This is a genomic window from Gimesia sp. (genome assembly GCF_040219335.1).
Lineage (GTDB): Bacteria > Planctomycetota > Planctomycetia > Planctomycetales > Planctomycetaceae > Gimesia.
Map to the genome: position 1 here is coordinate 39,008 of NZ_JAVJSQ010000002.1, position 19,366 is coordinate 58,373.

Genomic DNA, 19,366 nt, shown 5'->3' on the forward strand with positions numbered 1-19,366 from the left:
CGTTTGAATTTACTTGTAGTATACATATTTATGGTTGTGGGTTCAATCTGTTTCTCTGGTGTCGTTCAGTCTGATAACGGTCTGACGACGTGGGGAGATCAACTTTTATTGCCTCTTTGGAGGAATGAAATCCTGGATTGAGAGCAGCCCTCCACTGGTATCTCTATCATGACCTACATCAAACGCAGAAAGTCAGTTCGTCCGGTGTTGGCTGAAGTCGCGCTGGCGCCGTTCAATTTGGTCTTCACTGGTTTGATGATCGCGTGGATCAGCCGGTACCTGTTACTCATCGGTCTGTGCGCGATGTTCTTCAGTATGTGGATGGCGGGACAGTCGTTCGCGGCGGCAGTGCCTGACCGGGAGACGTGCGGCTTGTTTTATCTGAATTCGCGGGAAGCGTTTCGCATCGAACAGTTTTACCTGTGATTTGGGAGCAGCTTGTGTTGCTTCTTGAAAGCTCAGGGAGTGATGCTTCCTTGCCTCTGTTTCTCTGGCGGCTTAGAATCGAAGTCTCTCGATCGATTCCCCGAACTCAGCCGTAATAGAGGAAGAGCCATGCGCGTGTGTCGTCTTGTTGCTGGATTGATGATTCTGGCCGTGTGCCTGTCTGCTTCGGGATCGCTCTGGGCCTGGGGGAAAGGGCATCGGCTGATTCGGCTCTGGGCGGTGGCCCGGCTGCCGGAATGGCAAACAGAATTACTTGGCCAGGAAAATCTCACCCGTCTCTGTCGGGATTACACGTCGCTGCAGGACAAGCACGCCGGTGGAAAGATGCCGCAGTTGGATGCTTACTGCCTGGTGCCGGGCGTGCGGCTCTCGCTGCATGATGTCAACCCGCCGACACAGAGTGCGACCGCCATCCAGTGGTACCTGGAGCAGATCGCCGCTAACCTGCAGGCAGGCAAAACAGATGAGGCGATGAAATACCTGGGCGTGCTCTGTCACTGGAACGAAGATCCGGGCTGTCCCTCGGCACACAGCAGTCCCGTTTCCGAACTGCAACTCAAAACACTGCTGCCTCCCCCCAAGGACAAGGCACGCTATAACTATCTGTTTGGCGCGGGCGGCTTCATGGATTCCGGCAACTATCAGCTGGCGGAAGAAGCGTATACGCCTCGACTTTTGGGGCGGACGCGTGCTGAGGCGGCGCTGCGGATCTATGAGCATCAGAAGCTGCTGCGGAACAATGCCGCGGCGCACATCATTCCCATCGTACAGGACACGATGCAGGGAGACGGAACCAAAGCGGACGAACATCGGGGGGCAGCGGCCTTGGTCAACGGACGGCATACGGCGGATGTGATCTTCACCGCGATCTGCCTGGCGACGGACCATGTGGACGATCAGGAGTTTCTGTTCGCTGATCAATCATTGACAGAATGGTTGCCCGATTTCCGGGGGCGGATGATTCCTCACCCGTATTACGTGAAGCCGTTCCTGGTGAACCAGGCAATGGACGCCCGGCGGCAACTGCATCCCCTCAAGATTAATGAGACCAAATACGAAACCGGTTATGGCATGGGGACGCCGTTCGAGCTGGACTTCGTGCTGGCCCCGGGGAATGTCTTCAAGCGGTTTACGTGCGATGTCGGACTGCATCCCACCGCGGGCAAGAAGGGAGCAGTCATGTTCGCGGTCGAGGCGAACGGTAAGGAACTGGTCCGCACCAGACCGCTGCGTGTGGGGGATGAACCCATCCAACTGGACGTCCCCCTGCCCTCGGCTGAGGTCTTGAAGCTGTCGCTGAAGACAATCGCCGGCGAAGGATCGGAACCGAGTCATAACCTGGCGGTGTGGGGACAGCCGGTGTTGAAGACTGAGTGAGTCAGCAGAGTTTGGGAGAACGCTTTCTGTCTTGATCTTGAGATTTTGGAGAGAGCACAGGAGCGAAAAATGAAATTTGATCTCTCTGTAGAAACGATACTTAAGGCAAATGGATGGACCGAAAATCGGTCTGTTGACCCAACACCCTGGATTCAAACACTTAATGAGAATGGATTTGAAGTAACGCCTGATGTTGAAGCGTTTTTAAAATGTTTTGGAGGACTCCAATTTACACCTCCTGTAAATCCTAAAGGGAAATATAGACCAGAAGAACTTTCTTTTTCTCCTGCCGATCCAGTGTGCGAATTTGAAAGGGTGTCTTATTGGGCAAAAAAGTTGAATGAAGTACTCTGTCCAGTGGGGGCTGTATTTCGGAGAGCAACTCTCTGCATCGGCGAGTCCGGGGCATATTACCTGATTTCTGATGTTGGAGTTCACCTCGCAGGAGAAAATCTTTTTGACTGTATGGAATGCCTCTTCGCTGCTTCGACTAAACCCATTGAAGTGCTTCTTGCTCCAGAAAGAGATTAGGTTTGTTTCACTTAGAAGTTCGCGGTGGGGCGGAATAGCTTTCCAGGCGTGCGCGGCGGTAGTTGCAGGCGTCGACCTGGAACGAGTGCAGTCGATGATAAAAAGATAAAAGACGAGATCAGTGAGCATTTCGTATGCGACTCACCTGATCAAAGGAGGTGTTTCCAGCCAATTGAAAACCTTCAATTGACCTCCCCCTGTCAGAAAAAAGTTGACAGTTGAAATTGCGCAGTCGATAATCGGGGTCCAGTCACTGTTCAAAATTCTCTGATCAATCGCTACGGAGAGCAGGTCCAGGACGGCTATCGCCGTGAAAGGGAGATGCCATGCTTCGTCTTCTCGCCTCCACTGTCTTGTATGTACTCGGGAATGCGATTGGAATCGTTGTGGCTGCCCAGTTGTTGCCCGGCTTCTCCATCGACTTCTGGTCGATCGTCATCGTCGCGGCGATCTTCACGCTGATCGTGGTTGTGATCACTCCCCTGCTGATTAAGATCTCGATCAAGAACGTGCCCCAGATGAGTGGCGGCGTCGCCCTGGTCGCAATCCTGGTCGGTCTGATCGGAACCAGCATGTTTTCCGATGGACTGAAAATCTCCGGCCTCACCACCTGGATTCTCGCGCCGTTGATCATCTGGGTCGTCGCGCTGATCGCGGGACTGGTGCTGCCGTTGTTCCTTTTCAAGAAGACACTGGAAAAGGTGAAGGAGTCCTGAGCGAGGTCTGCGGGATCACTTTTAACTCAGCGCATTAAAAAAGCCAGAAGCATTACTGAGAGAATGCTCCTGGCTTTCTTTGTTTGTTGCGCTGTGTCTTTTGTCTGAGGCAGGTAGCCGAGGCGGGACTCGAACCCCCGGCATGTGGAATATGATTCCGCATTCTGAATCGACTGACTCGTTAGATAATACTGAGAAGCAGCAAGGCGAAAATCGCGTTTACACTCCGGTTTAAACCACAGACGCTAAATTACAGTTCATTGTAGATTCATGGGGTGAATTACCAGATGACACTAAACAAACAATTTTACGTATTGTGAAAATAGTTCACAGTCAATTAAAGAGTTAACTAGTTTCATAAATGGGTCGAATTACAGGACGTCTGAAGAAACAAATGAGTTTATTGTATGACGTTTTGCGTAACCGGGTGGCGACGGCTGACGTTGATTTCAAATTCGGCGTGAATCGCCACTCCGGTTCACGCTGTTGTTATGCAGCTACTCGAACCCTTTTTGATCTGCATAGCTGTCGACAGGATAGCACAGAAACGTACCGGCGTATTGGAGCGTTGCAGTTCCTTTGATTGCCCATTCCATGTGCTCGCTCAAGTCCCATGCCGGAACCACGTATGCGACGGCAACATTGGGAACCTCAGGATCCAGTCGGATGCTGTTGATCTTGATGTGCGGCCAGATTTCGCCGGGCTTGGCAATTTTGGGGAGAGACTCGTCGCCAATCATCTCGACCATGTCGCGATAGTGGCGAAAGCACGCCTTCTCGATCTTTGCTTTCAGGGGCGGTGTCCACTTGGGCATCTTCTTGAACATCGGGTGTGAGTAGTCAATTGGGGCGTTGTCGTCAGTTAGCTCGACGGGGATGTCGCAACCGAGAATTGGAATGTCAACCACCAGCGACGGTTTGTATCCCTTCTTCAGTTTTTGGGCGGTGACCTTATCAGCTGCTGCCGATGCCTCGGTGGGGCTCTTAAACGACTTGGTTTTTGTCTGTCCCTTTGAGCCGACTTTCCCGTAACGGACGGTGTAAGAACTCTCGTCGATAGAGATCGACCAGAACTTAGCTGACGAACCGTCGTGGAACTCGTACCAATTACGTGCGACCATCGCTTTGCTGTATAACTTGTTATTAACCTGCACGGCCTTGTTCTGATATGATGCCAGTATGCTGTACATGATACCGGTCGTAATTAGATTTTCAAGGCGTTACTCTATTCTTGATCTATGTTTACAGCAATTACTTGCTGATATTGAAAAAAAGAAAACACAACAAGGTGTAAAAAAACATGAAACTCATTGAGTAACACAATCAGAAAACGTTCGTTTTGGTTTTCTGTCCTGCATTTGACGAGTTTCGCAGACAAAAATGAGCTGTCTGAATGGTATGGACCGATTTCAGATCAGCCCGAAGTGACGCGATGCCGTTTAATGGTCGCTTAAAAACGCATTTGCGAAAACGCTTGAATAGATCGGACGAGGGCAAGAGTAATAACCAAGCTTAAGGAATATGACCAGCGTGATTCATGGACCCAGGTCAATTCTACAGGAATTCGAATCGATCAGATTATCTTAATTAATTAGACATATGTCTAAATGCGTATTGACCAAATATAGACGTATGTCTAAATTGGTGAGGTGTCTGATTCACCAGTTACTTCAGGAGATTTTCAATGGCAAAGAATTCCAGGAGTGGTCACTCCGATTCCCAGGATTTACCTGAGGCAGAGCTTGAAGTTCTGGCTTGCCTTTGGAATGCAGGTGCTTTGACGGCTGGAGAAATCCGAAATCAATTAGAGTCATATCGACCGATGGCTCATGGTTCGGTGCTTACACTGCTCAATCGATTGTCTGAAAAGAAGTTCGTGAAGCGAGAGAAGTCAGGACAAGGCAAATCATTTACTTACCGCGCGGCACGAGGTCCAGAATCCACTCATCGTCGAATTCTGCAGAAGCTCAGACAACGAATATTTGGCGGAAACTCAGTCGCCATTGTGGCATCCCTGCTGGAAAGTCACCCCACCAGTCCGGAAGAAATTGAGGAACTCAAGGCTCTCATCGAACGTCTTGAACAGAATCAGAAATTGGAGGACAAATAATGTCCGTTGATACCATTAATTCCGTGGCCGAGGCGTGGCTCTTTATTGTGATGCACATGTTTTGGCAGTCAACTGTCGTCGCATTGCTTGTCCTGGTAGTTGTTTGCTGGAAGGATCGTATTTCAGCAAATATTCGGTATGCTTTGCTGATGCTGGCTCTGATCAAGTTTGTTGTGCCACCGTTTTTTGCGATGCCGGGTGGGATTTTCAGTCAGTGGGAAATATCAAACGGTTCTTCGGTGGAAAAGACCTCGAGTATGGTTTCCGTACTCCCGCCAGAACGTGAGAACCTGGTAGTGCCGTCTTTTGAATCAGTAACACCTGGCAGAAATGATCTGCCTGTTCCTGTCCAGAATAACCCGAAGAAAGAAGTGAGATCGACTACTGAAATAGCTGAATCCCCGGTTTCGATAATACCCTCATCATCAGTAATCCAGCAGGAACCGACGGTCAGTATTAGTCCCATTGCCTGGTTAATGATCGGCTCCCTTATCGTAACCCTGGCGTTTCTGCTGTGGATGGCGAAAAGCAGTTTTCACCTGATGCGAATCATGGCCCGTTGTAAGGATGCAGATGGTTTAATGCTGGAAGAATTCAGAGAACTGACTCGATCAATGGGATTGCGCCGCCGCATACGTTTGCTTTTAAGTCCGGCCCCCGTGACTCCGATGGCATGTGGCCTGATTCGACCGACAGTCATTGTTCCCGCAGCAATGCTGGCTCAACTGTCGGCGACTGAGCAGCGTGCTGTTTTTGCGCACGAACTGGCGCATCACCGTCGTTTTGATCCTGCTGCACTTTGGATTCAGGGTTTTATTCGCGCTCTCTGGTGGTTTCATCCATTGGTATGGATGTTGCATCGCAACATGCAACGCGTCCGAGAACAATGTTGCGATGATCTTATTGTGGTTGAGAATCTGGTTACGAAAGACGAATATTGTGCAGCATTAGTCCGTGCACTGGAGTGGTGCTCTGTGCGAACACAGATTTTGCAATTATCTGCTTTGCAGATGCGACCGCTTCAGTCTCGCATCACACGCGTCCTGAATCCACGGGTCCGTCGATCGGCCAGGTTATCAAAACTCGCCTGGGGAATCGCGATACTCTTGAGTGCAGCCATACTTCCAGGTCTTGCTTTACGGTCTGGAGACGCTGTAGCCGATGTTCTCGCAACGAACAAAAGTGAGCAGCAAGAGAATGACCAGGCAGTGATAGAATCGAATCCTGACCACGCCGAAATTGGTGGTTTGATTCTCGATGAGAAAGGTAATCCCGTAGAGGCAATCGTTTATTGCAGTCAGGTGATAAATAAAGTTGTTGACTTCCAGTCAACGACGACAGATGCAGATGGCCGTTTCCATTTTGATGATATTTCAGCAGATAGATGCGCATTAACAGTCGTTGCCGCAGGGAAAAGTTACACCGGCACGTACGTAACTGTTCAAGCAGGGCAGAACCAACGGAATCTGAAGCTCATTGTTTCTCGTCCCGAATCTCTGGTTCTTAATATCCAAGACAAGCAGGGAAAACCTGTTGCCGGAGTCGAGTTTTCCTACGTCAACTGGAATGTGAAGGGCGGAAGTCGATGGTGGCTTCAGCGGGAGTGGCTTGACCGAATGAAAATTGCCTGTCCCACATCAGATGCGGAGGGCAGACTTGTGATCGAAGGAATTCCAGCAGATGTCGATTGTAATGTGCTCGTCAAACACAAGGACTATGTCAACGGTTTAATCGAAAATGTCAGAACATCAAAAGAGAACACAATCACTCTGGATAAAGGAGTGCCTGTAGAAATTCAAGCAATCGAGGCAGAAACGGGGGAACCTGCGACAGAAGCCACCATCAGAATCACAGGTTATCCGAAAAGTATTAACGTAAGTAACGTTCCCGTAGATTCGGAAGGCAAGTATCGCACTCGATTCCCGATCATGTCTCATCGCGTATATATCAATGTGCGACATCCATCGCTGGCGACAACTGAATCAGCTCGAATACTTAGTGGAACGGCTCACAGTAAGTATGAATTCAAGCTATACCGCCGAGGAGCAGTGCGCGGACGTGTATTGAGCCCAGATAACCAGATGCCGTGTTCCGGAGTGCAGGTGCAACTCATCAGCAAGCGGGCAATTATTCTAAGTAGTTACACCGACAGTGAGGGACGCTTCGAAATGAACCCGCCATCCGGCAGGTTTGGAATTGTTGTTGGTTCAGGAAATGGTTTCTATGGGGAAGACAAGAATTGGAAAGACGTCCACATTAAACCTGGCGAAACGACGGAACTGGGAGATCTAAAAGCCAAACGGCTTCCGCTGATTCGTGGGATCGTGCTATTACCGAATGGCCAACCTGCCGTCAATGCATTGGTGATGCAGGGCGATCAGCAAACTCAGTCCGTCTTAACCGATGAGAATGGACGGTTCGAATTACAAATGGAGCATAAGCCATGGGTCGCACATATCATGGCGTGCCATTTGACTGAAAAGTTAAGCTCGGGAGTGAGCCTCTCGGTTTCCAGCCTGGAAGAGGGGACTGAAGCACGCATTCAACTTGAGCCGGAAACGATGTTGAGCGGCTCAGTCGTCGACACAGCAGGAACTCCGCTGGAAGATGTAGATGTGACACTTTGGTCAGTATATGGTGATAAAAAAAGAAGTGAATCCAGAAGACTCTCGACCCATAAAACTGATGCTTCAGGTGAATTTCGCAGTTGGGGACTAAGCAGACATCAAAAGTATCAGGCATTGGTCAGCGTAACGCGCAATACCAATTTACCTGGATTCGCCAGCGTCAAATCTGATATGACTCAACTTACAAAACCAGTACAACGCCTGGCACCAATCAAAGTTGATTCCCAGATCTATCAAGATCCTAGTCAACCCCCGTCTTCGGCTGCGGAGATCGTGTGCCGTGACTGGATCAATTCGGACGAACTGAATCTGGATACACTCCGCGGCAAAGTCGTCTTACTGGACTTCTGGGCCACATGGTGTGGACCTTGTATGGCAGATTTGCCCAGGCTTCAATTGGCGCATGAGCTTTACGGGGAAAAAGGATTGGTGATTATTGGCCTTCACAATAATTCAGTTCCAACAGACGAAGTAAAAGCGTTCGCAAAAAAACGTGGACTGACCTTTCCGATAGGACTCGATACGTTGTCTGGTGAAACTTGCGGGAATTATAATGTGAACAGCTATCCGACAAAGATTTTGATTGGCCGTGACGGAAGAATCATTGCCACGCAAATCAGCACTGCAGAGTTACTCCCGATTCTTCGAAGCAATGTCCTCTACCACAACGATCAGAAATAGATTGAATGCGCGAACTTTGAATTATGCCTGAATCCGCTAAAGAGTATGAGTTCTTCATGTGTGTTTAACGTTCGTTTTCGCGGAATACTGGCGAATTAGTGGTTACCACACTGAAATTCACAGACTGATTCCCATGAACTCATCTCTGAAATCAAAGTACAGGATTGCCGTGAAATCAGAGGTTAATGATTCGGCACTTTCGTACCATCTTCGCTGCGAGTTCCCCTTCGTCCCGCCGTCGCGTCAGCCTTCACCCCTGCCAGGCTGAGGTTGCGAGATGGGAAAGCATTGCCACTGCGAACACCAACAAAAAAACGCCTGAACCCCAAGTTGGGATTCAGGCGTTTTTGATTCTCTCTGCGTGCCAATGTTTGACACTAAAGTAGCGGTGGAGGGACTCGAACCCCCGACACGCGGATTATGATTCCGCTGCTCTAACCAACTGAGCTACACCGCCGGATGGTGTGGGCGTCTGTGTTGAGACAGACACTCCTATCCTAGTGGAAGTTCGCTGGGGAGAAAAGGTTTCTCCGGTGCTAACTTCCTTAGATATCTCACGTTATCGGCAAAAAAGCCGTTGAGAAGTCGCAAGATTAACAAAATCTTGTTAGTACGCAAGTCAACCGCCGTTTTCATTCGAAAATGTCGCAGAAATTCGTTGATTGTGGGGCTTTTCCGGGGGCGTTATACTCGAATCTGCTCATTTGATACCCCTGAATCTCGCTCTGGAGTGCCCGCATGATGAAATCGCTCGCGTTCGGTCTGGTTCTCTCGCTCCCGTTCCTCTCGACTGCCCCTCTCCCGGCAGCGGCACCTGCGGAAACACCCCAAGCCCTTGAGACAGTCATACGGACGACCGTGTTTGAGAAAGGGGAAGCCGGCTATCACGGGTTTCGGATCCCGGCGCTGCTGGTGACGCCGAAGGGAACGCTGCTCGCGTTTGCTGAGGCGCGGAAGAACAACCTGGGCGACAGCGGCGATATTGATCTGGTGCTCAAGCGGAGCAGCGACAACGGGAAGACCTGGTCTCCCCTGGCGGTGCTGTGGAATGACGGGGAGAACACCTGCGGGAATCCCTGTCCGGTGGTGGATGAGTCGACCGGGCGGATCTGGCTGCCGCTGACCTGGAATCATGGCAAGGACCATGAGAAGCAGATCAAGGCGCAGACCGGTCTGGATACGCGGCGGGTCTATATGAGTTATTCCGATGATGACGGTCAGACCTGGAAGCCGCCTTACGAAGTGACCGAGACGACCAAGAAGCCTGAGTGGACCTGGTATGCGACCGGGCCGGGCAACGGGATACAGCTGGCGCAGGGACCGCACAAAGGGCGGCTGGTGATTCCCTGCGATCATAATATGACGCTGGACGGTAAGGTGGTGCGGCGGTCGCATGCGATTTATTCGGACGATCATGGCGAGACGTGGCAGTTGAGTGAACCGATCGGCGAGATGACGAATGAATGTGCGGTCGTGGAACTGGGCGACGGTCGGCTGCAGATGAATATGCGGAGCTATCACGGCAAGAACCGGCGGGCGATTGCGTATTCCGACGATGGCGGGGCGACCTGGTCTGAGGTGACGCTCGATCCGACGCTGATTGAGCCGGTCTGCCAGGCGAGCCTGATTCGCGTCTCGTTTCCCAAATATGGAACGCCGGGGCAGATTCTGTTCAGCAACCCCGCCAGCAAAAAACGGGAGAAGATGACGGTCCGGTTGAGCAAAGACGACGGGCAGACATGGTTGGCGTCGCGACTGGTAACGCCGGGTTCGGCCGCGTATTCCTCTCTGGCTTTGTTGAAAAATGGTCAGGCGGGGCTGTTGTATGAGCGGGACCGTTATCAGAAAATCGAATTCGTGGCGTTTGATTTAAAACAGTTTACTGCCGGACGTTAGGTTGTGGTGTGGATCTGGTTTAGAGGCTGCGTCCAGACGACAGCGTTTCAACCGGGGCTAATGCCCTGCGGCTAATGGCTTCATAAGTTAGCAGGTGTCCCCTCGCTGGGGCGCCTTACTATTTTCTGAAAGATAAAGTGACCGCCGATGGATACATTACTTGATCGTTTTCTGCGTTATGTCAAAGTGGATACCCAGTCGGACGAAACCAGTCCCTCGTTTCCGAGTACGAAGAAGCAGCTGGATCTGAGCCGGATGCTGTGTGAAGAGTGTGAGCAACTCGGGCTGGAAGATGTGACGATCAGTGAGTACGGCATCGTGATGGCGACGATTCCTGGTACGGTTGAAGGAGAAGTGCCGGCGATTGGCTGGGTGGCTCACGTGGATACGTCGCCTGAATTTTCCGGGACGAATGTGAAACCGGTCGTGCATGAGAACTATGACGGGAGCGACCTGGTACTCCCCGGCGATACCTCACGCGTGCTGCGGGTCAGCGAGGAGCCCCGACTGAAAGAGATGGTGGGTAAAACCGTGATCACCACGGACGGAACCACGCTGCTGGGAGCCGATGATAAATCGGGCGTGGCGGTGATGATGTCTGCGGCAGCGCACCTGATGAGCGATCGCTCGATTGCCCATGGTCCGATCCGGCTCTGCTTTACCTGTGACGAAGAGATCGGCCGCGGGATTGAGAAGCTGGACCTGGATGTGTTCGGCGTTTGTTGCGCTTACACGCTCGACAGTGACGGCAGTGGTCGCATCGATTCCGAGACCTTCTCGGCCGATCAGGCGGTGATTACCGTGCGGGGCGTGAATACGCATCCTTCAGTTGGTAAAGGCGTGATGGTGAATGCGATTCGGATTCTGAGTGATCTGATCTCATCCTTGCCGACAGAAACACTGAGCCCGGAAACGACGGACGGCCGCGACGGTTTCATTCACCCCTATCATATCGAAGGGGGCGTGGCGGAAGCGTCAGCCCGGCTGATCCTGCGTGATTTTGAAACCGAGAAACTGGCCGAGTATGCCGGCCTGCTGGATTCCCTGGCGCAGCCGCTGCGCGAGAAATATCCGCGGTCGGAAATCAAGGTCGACGTGCATAAGCAGTACCGCAACATGCGGGACGGTCTGGGTAAGGAAGCGCGGGCGCTGGAGAAAGCGATTGAAGCGACACGTGCTGCGGGGCTGGAACCGAACCTGAATATCATCCGCGGTGGAACCGATGGCAGTCTGCTGACCGAAAAGGGGCTGCCGACGCCGAATCTTTCCAGCGGTCAACACAATCCGCATTCCCCCCTGGAATGGACGACCGTGGAAGAGATGGAAAAGGCCGTTGATGTTTTAGTGCAACTCGCGATTCTCTGGGGCCAGGAACGTTGAAGTTTTTCACGTCCAGTTGAGTCTTTCTGGCAACGTACCCTCTTTTTTTTCGAAACACGCCGATCTGGTTCCGGTTATTCCACCTGTGGAAGCTGGTGAATTCAACCAGACATTGTGCATTCTGCTGCGCCTGATGTGGCAAGGAGTTAAGACGATTCGCATCTGAAGGAAATCGGGCGACGGCGTGCTGTTCTCCTGTCTGTTATTTAAGCTGTAGCGATTGTGGTGATTGTACCACATCTTCGTGAAAACGATTGTTTGACCACCGTTTTTTTGTGGCTTATGTTAAACATATCGGCAAGCTACCTGTTTAAATAATCGCTGTGCATTGACGTGTGCAGCGCTGTTCGGTGTTTTGCATTTCGTTTACTTGTGCTGTGCCCTGATTGTGGTGGCCTGCAAGTGCGAATGACGTGCATCGACATAGAGGGGGAACAATGTTTTCTACTACCAAGATGCGACTTCTTAAGAGAGTCTACTCGAGTTCGCTGTGTATCGTGTTACTGGGATGTCAGCTGGCGGTCACTACGACTGTCTCGTATGCGGATCCCGGTCCTCTGCCCATCGTCATTCCCGTTACTCAGACCCAGGCGGTTGCCAAAGGGGAAGAGTTTGAACGGACGCGACAATGGATTAAGGCTATTGAGCACTATGAAGAAGCGCTCAAAGAATGGCCGGACAATGACAGCATCAAGTACGGGCTGCGTCGTGCCAAGATTCATTTCGGCATTGATCGACGTTACCATGACGACAGCTTTAATAAAGTTCTGCTGGTCCAGTCCCGTCGCGAATCATTCATTCTGTATGACGAAATTTTAGCGAAGATTCAGTCGCACTTCGTCGACCCGTTGAGCACAACCTCGTTTGTCGCTCATGGAACAGAAAGCCTCTACCTCGCTCTGGCCAACGATGAATTTGTGAAGGTGCATCTGAAGAGCGTGCCACCGGAAAAGATTCGTAATATGCGTCGGATTCTTCGCGAGAGATACTGGAACAAAGGTGTCAACGGTTTTCACGGTGCCCATCAGCTGATCAACGAGGTCTGTGACCTGTCGTATCAGAACCTGGGACTGCGTGACTCAGCCGTAATTGCAGAATACACGTTCGGTGGCTGCAATGCCCTGGACGATTACAGTAGCTTCCTGACTCCCGAACGTTTGGGCGATCTGTACGACAACATCGAAGGCGAATTCGTCGGTATCGGCATCGAAATGAAAGCCGAGATTGGCGAAGGCATGCTGTTGATCAACGTACTGCCCGAGAGTCCTGCAGAAAACGCAGGCGTGCTGGCAGGCGATCATATTGTGAGCATCGATGGCACCGACTGTCGTCACATGACGACCGATGCGGCAGCCAATCTGCTGCGGGGCACCTCCGGCAGCCAGGTCGTTCTGGAACTGGAAAGTCCCAAAACGGAACAGGTCCGAACGGCCCGCGTGACTCGCAAGGCGGTTCAGGTTCGCAGTTTTCCGATCGTGAAGATAATCGATCAGGAGAACGGAATCGGCTACATTAAAATGACTGGTTTCCAGAAAACCTCAGCAGCAGAACTCGATGCTGCCCTGCAGAAGCTGCACGGCGAAGGCATGCGGGCTCTGATCTGGGACGTACGTGGAAACCCGGGTGGTCTGCTTTCTGCGGCTGTAGAAGTGCTGGATCGATTCATCGATGAAGGTAAACTGGTTTCCACCAAAGGTCGTGTTTCCGATCAGAACTGGAGCTACACTGCTCATCGTCCTGGTACCTGGAAGATTCCGCTGGTCTTGCTGGTGGATGAAAACAGTGCGAGTGCCAGTGAAATTGTGGCGGGAGCACTCACCGATCATCGTCGGGCGACCGTGGTGGGTCGCAAGACTTACGGTAAGTGGTCGGTCCAGAGTATCTTTCCGATCCGCGGATCTACGGGATTGCGTCTGACGACTGCCAAATTCTATTCGCCTCACGGAAACACATATGGTAAGATCGGGATCAAACCCGGAATCACGGTTGAGAAAGATGAACTGCGGACGGCCATGTATGGGGCGTCACAGGAACAGAAACTGGCGACAGATTCTGATATCAAACGTGGCTTACAAATTCTGCAAAGGCAATATGCTGTAACACCATGATGGATGAACGTGCCGCCTGGCTGACCCAGGGAAAAGGAATTACTCCCAGCCTCCGCTGGTCATTTTCCACCGAAGCGCCTCTCCTGGCGCTCGATCTGGCACGTGAAACCGGAGAAATACTGGCCGCCGATATTTCCGGCGGCCTTTATTTATTGGATCGGCAGGGACAGTTCCTGCATCTGAACCGCGGGATCAAGGATGTGCAGCTGGTACACTGGAGCGATCACGGCAAGCGGGGGGCCGCGATCTACTCCGATAATAATATCTGCTGTTTCGATCGCGATCTGAACGTGACCTGGGCGATCTCCTTCTCCGTGGAATGCCTGGCGATTGCCATGGATTCCTACGGCGATTATGTCGCCGTCAGTCTGGCCAGCGGGAAAACGATTCTGATCGATTCCCAGAAAAAGAAGGTGGCCAGCTTTGAGACCATGAAGCCGCTGAGTTACCTCGAATTTCAGATGACCGAACCCCGGCTGATGGGGGCGGCTGAGAATGGCCTGGTCTGCTGTTACGACCTGGAAGGCAACTGTCTCTGGACGGAGAAGCACTGGTCGAACTGCGGCGGGCTGGCGATGTCAGGCGATGGTCAGCGGATCTACCTGGCGGGATTCAATTATGGAATCCTGATCTTCGATCATGAAGGCGATTCCGCGGGAACGCTGGTATTCGAGGGGACGCCGAAGGTTCTTGCCTGTGATTTTCAGGGTAACCGGATCGTCACTGCGACCATTGAACAGGAATTGTACTGGCTCAACCAGGAGGGCAAACTGCTGTGGGGCGGGATTATTCCTGATGAAGCAATCGAGGTCGCCTGCGACCCGTTCGGACAGTGGTGCGTGTGCGGTGCTAAATCGGGGCTGGTGCAGTGCCTGGACTGGAGTGACTCACTTTAAATGTGTTTGTGTGGGGGGCGGTGCGAACATGTGGTGATGTGCACTAACCCGTTTTCTAGGCAGGATCGTAGAAAAGGGCCAAGGTCTATTTTGACTCTCCCCTTGCAAATGCTTATTATATAAGCTCTTCCTGCAACACATTTATTGCGTCTCACTTTCAGTTCCTGTTGATTCACACTTTCTCTCACACTGGCGACATGCGTTACTAACACCGGCGAATCAGATCATTTCTGGGGCAGGCGATGGCCAAGCGGAATAAAGATACTCCTGAAAAGAAAAAACGCCAGTCCGCGCGCGTGCCCAAGCTGGATTCGCTGGGGAAATACCAGATCGAGAAAGAGATTGGTGCCGGCGGCATGGGAGCAGTCTTTCTCGCCCGCGACACAACGCTGAATCGACTGGCGGCGCTTAAAGTTCTACCCCGGGACAAGGCGGAAAACCCGGTTCTGGTCAAACGATTCAAGGCTGAGGGACAGGCGGCTGCTCACCTGCGGCACGAGAATATCGTCTCTGTCTACGATGCGGGCGAAGAAGACGGTTATCTCTACATTGCCCTCGAGTATGTCGAAGGGACCGACCTCCATAACATGATCAGTAAGCGGACCCGGCTGCCCGTTCGGCGTTCACTGGAGATTATCACGCAGGTGACGGAAGCCCTCGCGCATGCGTACCAGCAGGGTATCGTCCATCGGGATATCAAGCCGGCCAACATCCTGATTCGTCAGGATGGGGTCGTCAAGCTGACCGACCTGGGGCTGGCCCGTTCGATTGATGACAACACCGAAACCAGCATTACCCGGGCGGGTACGACTGTGGGAACGGTCGACTATATGGCTCCCGAACAGGCACGGGACAGTAAAGCGGCTGATATTCGCAGCGATATCTATTCGCTGGGCTGCACCTGGTATCACATGCTGACCGGACGGGCCCCCTTCTCCGAGGGAAGCCTGACCAATAAACTGGCCGCACATGCTACCACTCCCCCGCCCGACCCACGGGAATTGAATGAACGCGTGCCCGAAGGGATCGTGGCGATCATTCACCGGATGATGGCCAAGTCCAAGAACGACCGCTACCAGACGCCGGAAGAACTGCTGGAAGATCTAAAGGACCCAAATCTGAAGCGTTCCAATGTCGACAATAATGTGCTGGAAGCACTGGCCTCAGATGAATCGGATGGGGAACAGCCGACGCGTGAGGTCGATATTATTCTCCCGGCTGACAGCAGCGATTTTCAGATCAATCAGTTCATTCCCGATTACAACAGCCAGCCGGATGAGGACGATGACGATCACGCAGATGCAGATGGCGGGAACCGTCTGAGTACCAGCTTTGATCTGCAGCAACTGGCGGGAGAAGTGGAACTGGAGTCTGAAGTCACGGTGCCAGGTCTTAAACGTTCGACAAAGTCGTCGCCTGAAAAGAAAAGCGAGAAGAAGTCATCCCGCTCGAAATCGGGACCGCAAAAAACGGTCGACCGTTCAAGTACCCGGAAGCCTGTTGAGGAACCGGAAGAAGAAGGCTCCGTGATCTCCGATTCCGCGATGAAGACGCGGAAGGCGAAACGTTCTCGCAAAAGTGAGCCGGACTCATCACAGGGTAAGCGGAGCCGACCTGCTGCAGCGGGCAAAAAACAGAACCGGCCTCAAGCGACGAAACGCAGCAGCGGAAGCCGCAAATCGGTTCGAGAAACGTCTCCGGTTATGAACGGTGACGCCGATGCGAACGAGAGTGAGATTTCACTCGACTACCGGCAGATTGGTCTGGTGCTGGGCGGGTTACTGCTGGTCATCATACTGATCTGGTGGGCTGTGAGCAGTATGGGGTCTGGTTCTGGACCACAACAGGGACCAGGCAGTAATCCATTTGATCCCAATGCCGAGGCACCTGCGCCGGCCGAAAACACAGCGGTCGCTGCCGCGGATGAGCAAAAAGCTGATGCTGAAGCGGAAAAAGAAACAGAACAGACCAGTACCGAAGTCACAAAAACAGAGGAAAAGCCTGCCGGTTCCCAATGGGAAGAAGCAGCGGTACGAGGGCAGGAAAAACAGTTTCTGCCCGAGTGGGGAAAAGGCTTTTCGGCATTGACGGGGGCGAATGCCAGCCAGCCGGAAGCTCAGTTGACCCTGCTCAAAGTTGCCCATGGATCGTCGGCGCAGGGAATCTACTCCAGCCTGGATGACGCGTTGGCAGAGGTAGCTAACCGCGGGGCTGTCATTCGTCTGTACGGTCCCGGTCCGTTCACAATGAGTCCGCAGCGACTCGCGGGAATTTCGCAATTGATCATCATGGCAGCGGATTCCAGCCAGAAACAGCCGACCGTGATCTTGAACCCGAGTAGTGGGTCTGATGCACAGACGATTTCTGATTACCTGAGCTTTGCCGGGGGGCTGCTGCGTTTGCAGGGAATTCATTTCCTGTGTGACGCGGGCCGTCTGACTGGTAATGGCGACTGTAACCTGCTGGCTCTGAACCAGAGTGATCTGACCATTCAGGAATGTTCCTTTTCACTGACAGGAACCGGGACACGTGAGTTTCGTCTGATCAATTCTACCGGAGTTCCCCGCACCGAGACCGATCGGCCCGAGGGGGAGTCGCGGATTCTGCTGGAGAACTGTGTCGTTACCGGCAGAAAGCTGGAAGTGGTGCGCGTGGATCAGCCCTACTCCGATGTGATGCTTTCCAACTGTTATTTTTCCGTGACCGAGGCCCCCTGCCTGGAACTGACGGCGTTGAATCCGAATCTGAACCTCAGCAGTGTGCTGCAGGCACGGAAGGTTCCCCGCACGCTGCGTGTGTTTTCCAGTACGCTCGTCTCTGATCAATCGATCTTTGAACTGATCGGGCCGGTGGCGAAACAGGCCCAACCTGCTGCCGAGAACCAGGAGACTCTGAAGACGCAGACCGACCTGATCGTGATCAATTCGGTACTCGTGGGAGATCCGCAGGCAAAACGGGCTGCGATGCTGACACTCGTCGACTGGCCGCAGGATAAACTGCGCCAGCAGAGCAAGAGTCGCTTCAAGGACCTGGATCTGCAACTGGAGAGTGTCATGTTCTGGGGTTGGCCGTTGTATCTGAGATCGACCGAACCGGGCAGTCCGCAGAGTACGTTTGAGATTGATGCCCATCGAACCTGGCAGCAAAGCTGGGGAAAGCCGGTGGCGGTCGAGTCCTTCGATGCCGATCTGCCTCCCAAGTATGCGGCACTGCAGAAGCCGGCCTTCGACAGCAGCCTGCTCAATTTTTCCAAAGTCAAAAATGTCTACCGTGTTTCTTCAGGGGGGATCGTACCTGGCTGCGACCCGAACCGTCTGGCGACGCTTTCTGCCGGCGAGCAGGAGCGGATCCAAGCCTATGTGAGTCAGCCTCAGATCGGAGAAGCGATCGCCGGCAAGTTCGCTAAATCGAAAACGGTTGCTTTCGATATGTCGAAAGGAAATCTGAGTGACTTTCTCAACAGCGCTGCCGTTTCAGGACCCACCCGGGTGAATGTGACCGGCCAGGGCGTCTGTTACACGGCTCCCATCGAGCTGGAAAACAAGCAGGTGCAGTTAAATTTCGATACGCCTACTGGTGCGACTCCTTTGATTGTGGAACTGAAGCTGCTGCCTTCCGCAGGGAAGACGCGGTCGCGTGATTCCCGTAGTGCGGGAGTGGACTCTTTTATTGCCCTGAAGAATTCTACCCTGGCGATTCACGGTGGGAAATTTCGGATTTCGGCCGACCGGAAAGGTGTGGTCCCCCGGAATTTCATTTCGCTGCAGAACAGTCAGCTGACACTTGAAGATTCTGCCCTGGATGCTCTGCTGCTCAACGACAAACGCTTTCAGTCCGTTGTGCAGGTTAGCGGGGGAACGGGGAATCAACCGAACCAGGTGCTGTTGAGTCGCACCTATCTGTCGACTTCGGGAACGATTGTTAATTCAGAGACGCCGCAGCTGGACCTGGATGTCTCCGAGAGCCTGTTATTGAGCCAGAATGATCTGTTCGCACTGGCGGTGAAGCCGTCGTCGAGTCCGCGGGTTCGGGTTTCTCTGAATCAGAGTACCCTGGCGCCTCGCGATTCCGTGCTGGCTTTTAAGGAAAGCGACGGTTCTCAATCTACTGGAACCGCTGCCCGGGTGCTGGCGGAAGAATGTCTGTTTCTGCCTGTGCCAGCCGCGTCAGGCGGTCGCTCTGACTCTTCTCGTTCCGCTTCCCTGCTCCGGCTCCCCCAGAGTCTGCAGAAGCAGGTGCAGTGGTGGGGTTCGGGTAATGGGTATATGGTAGAGCGGCTGAAAGCACTCGGGGAATCCGGCTCGCTATCTGCGGGAGCTGGCGGCGATTTTGAACAGACGCTGGCTCAGTTGTTCGGCGACCAGGCGGATCAACACGCACTGGCGATGCCGGGCGGGGTTCTGCTGCAGGAACAGAAACTGCCTCCCCTGACGAAGATTCAGCCAGTCCACTTTCGGCTGCTCCCTGCCTGTAAGGCGGCGACCTGGTCGGACCTCAAACAGCCGCTGGGGGCCGATCCCGTTGCACTCCAGGCGATGCTGGAAGGCAATCCGCAGGACCGGGCGAAAGCGGCACGCAATAAACGCTCGTTCTAAGG

12 protein-coding genes and 1 tRNA gene are annotated in these 19,366 nt (G+C 52.8%); 11 read left to right on the forward strand and 2 right to left on the reverse strand.

The window, feature by feature from the left end:
• The first annotated feature begins 168 nt into the window (after positions 1-168).
• The 4 genes from RID21_RS00265 to RID21_RS00280 all read left to right on the forward strand — a co-directional run bounded on the left by RID21_RS00265 (position 169) and on the right by RID21_RS00280 (position 3,071).
• Positions 169-426, forward strand: a complete 258-nt coding sequence (locus RID21_RS00265; protein ID WP_350186611.1) for a hypothetical protein — start codon at positions 169-171, stop codon at positions 424-426.
• A 129-nt stretch (positions 427-555) separates the two neighbouring features.
• Complete coding sequence (locus RID21_RS00270; protein WP_350186612.1) at positions 556-1,824, forward strand: NPCBM/NEW2 domain-containing protein; 1,269 nt, start codon at positions 556-558, stop codon at positions 1,822-1,824.
• A 69-nt stretch (positions 1,825-1,893) separates the two neighbouring features.
• Entirely contained in the window at positions 1,894-2,355 is a 462-nt protein-coding gene (locus tag RID21_RS00275) for an SUKH-3 domain-containing protein (RefSeq protein ID WP_350186613.1), read from the forward strand.
• A gap of 326 nt (positions 2,356-2,681) precedes the next feature.
• Positions 2,682-3,071, forward strand: coding sequence for a phage holin family protein (locus tag RID21_RS00280; protein ID WP_145184323.1), 390 nt, complete (start codon positions 2,682-2,684; stop codon positions 3,069-3,071).
• Between the two features lie 497 nt (positions 3,072-3,568).
• On the opposite strand, the gene RID21_RS00285 is transcribed toward RID21_RS00280, so the two are convergent.
• The gene (locus RID21_RS00285; protein WP_350186614.1) at positions 3,569-4,261 is read right to left on the reverse strand and encodes a WGR domain-containing protein; all 693 of its coding nucleotides are present in this window, start codon (positions 4,259-4,261) and stop codon (positions 3,569-3,571) included.
• A 494-nt stretch (positions 4,262-4,755) separates the two neighbouring features.
• Here RID21_RS00285 and RID21_RS00290 point away from each other — a divergent pair, with 494 nt between their 5' ends.
• Together RID21_RS00290 and RID21_RS00295 are read left to right on the forward strand one after the other, a co-directional pair.
• Positions 4,756-5,181, forward strand: coding sequence for a BlaI/MecI/CopY family transcriptional regulator (locus tag RID21_RS00290; RefSeq protein ID WP_350186616.1), 426 nt, complete (start codon positions 4,756-4,758; stop codon positions 5,179-5,181).
• The gene (locus tag RID21_RS00295) at positions 5,181-8,489 is read left to right on the forward strand and encodes a M56 family metallopeptidase (RefSeq protein ID WP_350186618.1); all 3,309 of its coding nucleotides are present in this window, start codon (positions 5,181-5,183) and stop codon (positions 8,487-8,489) included. The genes RID21_RS00290 and RID21_RS00295 overlap by 1 nt, the downstream gene beginning before the upstream one ends.
• Positions 8,490-8,872: 383 nt before the next feature.
• Here RID21_RS00295 and RID21_RS00300 read toward each other — a convergent pair.
• Positions 8,873-8,946, reverse strand: a tRNA-Met gene (locus RID21_RS00300).
• Between the two features lie 281 nt (positions 8,947-9,227).
• Between RID21_RS00300 and RID21_RS00305 the strand changes: the two genes are divergently transcribed.
• The 5 genes from RID21_RS00305 (at position 9,228) to RID21_RS00325 (ending at position 19,364) form a co-directional block, all read left to right on the forward strand.
• On the forward strand, positions 9,228-10,385 hold the full coding sequence (locus RID21_RS00305; RefSeq protein ID WP_350186619.1) for a sialidase family protein: 1,158 nt from the start codon (positions 9,228-9,230) through the stop codon (positions 10,383-10,385).
• 147 nt (positions 10,386-10,532) lie between these two features.
• A complete protein-coding gene (pepT, locus tag RID21_RS00310) occupies positions 10,533-11,765 on the forward strand; it encodes a peptidase T (protein ID WP_350186620.1) in 1,233 nt (410 codons plus the stop codon).
• 437 nt (positions 11,766-12,202) lie between these two features.
• Positions 12,203-13,873: a S41 family peptidase gene (locus tag RID21_RS00315; RefSeq protein WP_350186622.1), complete on the forward strand. Its 1,671-nt coding sequence runs from the start codon at positions 12,203-12,205 to the stop codon at positions 13,871-13,873.
• Positions 13,870-14,769 (forward strand): WD40 repeat domain-containing protein, encoded by a 900-nt coding sequence (locus RID21_RS00320; RefSeq protein ID WP_149345903.1) that lies wholly within the window; start codon positions 13,870-13,872, stop codon positions 14,767-14,769. The genes RID21_RS00315 and RID21_RS00320 overlap by 4 nt, the downstream gene beginning before the upstream one ends.
• A 242-nt stretch (positions 14,770-15,011) precedes the next feature.
• Complete coding sequence (locus RID21_RS00325; protein ID WP_350186623.1) at positions 15,012-19,364, forward strand: serine/threonine-protein kinase; 4,353 nt, start codon at positions 15,012-15,014, stop codon at positions 19,362-19,364.
• The last annotated feature ends 2 nt before the right edge of the window (positions 19,365-19,366 follow it).

What these genes read in the sequence shown, in the direction of transcription:
- RID21_RS00290 (WP_350186616.1), top strand. Translation starts at nt 4,756, where the DNA reads ATGGCAAAGAATTCCAGGAGTGGTCACTCCGATTCCCAGGATTTACCT.
- RID21_RS00320 (WP_149345903.1), top strand. Translation starts at nt 13,870, where the DNA reads ATGATGGATGAACGTGCCGCCTGGCTGACCCAGGGAAAAGGAATTACT.
- RID21_RS00270 (WP_350186612.1), top strand. Translation starts at nt 556, where the DNA reads ATGCGCGTGTGTCGTCTTGTTGCTGGATTGATGATTCTGGCCGTGTGC.
- RID21_RS00295 (WP_350186618.1), top strand. Translation starts at nt 5,181, where the DNA reads ATGTCCGTTGATACCATTAATTCCGTGGCCGAGGCGTGGCTCTTTATT.
- pepT (WP_350186620.1), top strand. Translation starts at nt 10,533, where the DNA reads ATGGATACATTACTTGATCGTTTTCTGCGTTATGTCAAAGTGGATACC.
- RID21_RS00275 (WP_350186613.1), top strand. Translation starts at nt 1,894, where the DNA reads ATGAAATTTGATCTCTCTGTAGAAACGATACTTAAGGCAAATGGATGG.
- RID21_RS00280 (WP_145184323.1), top strand. Translation starts at nt 2,682, where the DNA reads ATGCTTCGTCTTCTCGCCTCCACTGTCTTGTATGTACTCGGGAATGCG.
- RID21_RS00315 (WP_350186622.1), top strand. Translation starts at nt 12,203, where the DNA reads ATGTTTTCTACTACCAAGATGCGACTTCTTAAGAGAGTCTACTCGAGT.
- RID21_RS00265 (WP_350186611.1), top strand. Translation starts at nt 169, where the DNA reads ATGACCTACATCAAACGCAGAAAGTCAGTTCGTCCGGTGTTGGCTGAA.
- RID21_RS00305 (WP_350186619.1), top strand. Translation starts at nt 9,228, where the DNA reads ATGATGAAATCGCTCGCGTTCGGTCTGGTTCTCTCGCTCCCGTTCCTC.
- RID21_RS00325 (WP_350186623.1), top strand. Translation starts at nt 15,012, where the DNA reads ATGGCCAAGCGGAATAAAGATACTCCTGAAAAGAAAAAACGCCAGTCC.
- RID21_RS00285 (WP_350186614.1), bottom strand. Translation starts at nt 4,261, where the DNA reads ATGTACAGCATACTGGCATCATATCAGAACAAGGCCGTGCAGGTTAAT.